This is a genomic window from Bacillus sp. LR--39 (assembly GCF_053613335.1).
This window is the reverse complement of the sequence record NZ_JBSIOT010000191.1, coordinates 1-1,317: the sequence shown is the minus strand read 5'-3', so window position 1 is coordinate 1,317 and position 1,317 is coordinate 1. Positions and strand designations below refer to the sequence as shown.

Below are 1,317 nucleotides of genomic sequence, written 5' to 3'. Positions count from 1 at the left end.
ATATCCCGATTAGCAATAATGCTGTTGTCGTACCGATCAAGCCTGTCATCAGCATCGGCCGGCGCCCCACTCTTCCCAGCAGCCAGATTCCGACGAATGTTGCCAATACCGAAATCACGCCATTCGCAATATTTCCGATTAAAGCGGCTTCCGTTTGGAAACCGGAATTTCTTAGAATTTCAGTCCCATAATACATAATCGAATTCACACCTGTAATTTGCTGTACAATCGCAATCCCTAATCCAATAAACACAATACGGCGCACCCATGGGACTGAAAGATCTTTAAATGTCGCTTTTTCAAGCTGGTCTTCTTTTTTGAAAGCGAATTCAATTTCTTGCAGCTCAGCTGCTGCCCGTTTTTCATCCCTGATTTTTTTCAATACACGCAAAGCATCTTCTTTTCTTCCTTTAGAAACAAGCCAGCGGGGACTCTCGGGCATTCTGATCATGCCGAAAAACAGGAACACGGCTGGAAGTGACGCAATGACCAGCATAAACCTCCACACATGGGAGTTGTCTCCCATTGTTGTGCCAAGGATCGCATTAAAAACAAAGGCCAAAAGCTGTCCTGATACAATCATCAATTCGTTCTGCGTCACCATCCGTCCCCTGCTTTCCACAGGAGACATCTCTGCTAAATAGGCAGGCACCGTTACGGATGCACCCCCGACCGCAATACCAAGCACAAAACGGGAAATAATCATGACCGTAACATTTGGAGCAAACGTACACCCGATCGTTGAAATAAAAAATATAACAGCGAGGAACAAAATATTTTTGCGGCGGCCGTTAAAATCAGACATCCTGCCGCCAAACACAGCACCCAGTGCCGCTCCAAAAAGAAGTGAACTGGTGACAAGACCCTCTGTGAAGGCATTGAGATTAAGCTGATCCGGCTCTCCCATATACGGCAAAGCTCCATTGAGCACACCGGTATCATAGCCAAAAGGAAGCCCGCCGAAAGTGGAGACTAAAATAATTGTACGTAAAAATGACATTTGATTGCCTTGTTTATTCATACTGTTTCCCCCAGTCTTTTTCAAAATGCGTATGTCAAAAACTTATTCCAGGGCTGCTGCCTTCCTCACATTTCGTAAGCAGGCTTCAGAAAATAGTTGTTCATGTTTTTATCCAATAACCTCATAACCTTCCCTTCTTCTTAGCATGTCAATCCCGATGGAAGCGATTTCATTTCTCATTAAAAGAACAATGGTCATTTCTTTGTGCATAACCTCGTTCATTGGTATTTATTAGTCACTTAATAGTTCAATTGTAGTGATATGATAGTGATATTTTTGTTATATCTGATATTATC

At 43.1% G+C, this 1,317-nt stretch carries 1 protein-coding gene; it reads right to left on the bottom strand.

Features of this window, described 5'->3' with window-relative positions; genetic code table 11:
* A partial coding sequence (gene iolT, locus ACWHAR_RS21670) for a myo-inositol transporter IolT (protein ID WP_452087792.1) occupies positions 1–1,021 on the bottom strand: 1,021 nt, incomplete at its 3' end.
* Positions 1,022–1,317 lie beyond the last annotated feature (296 nt).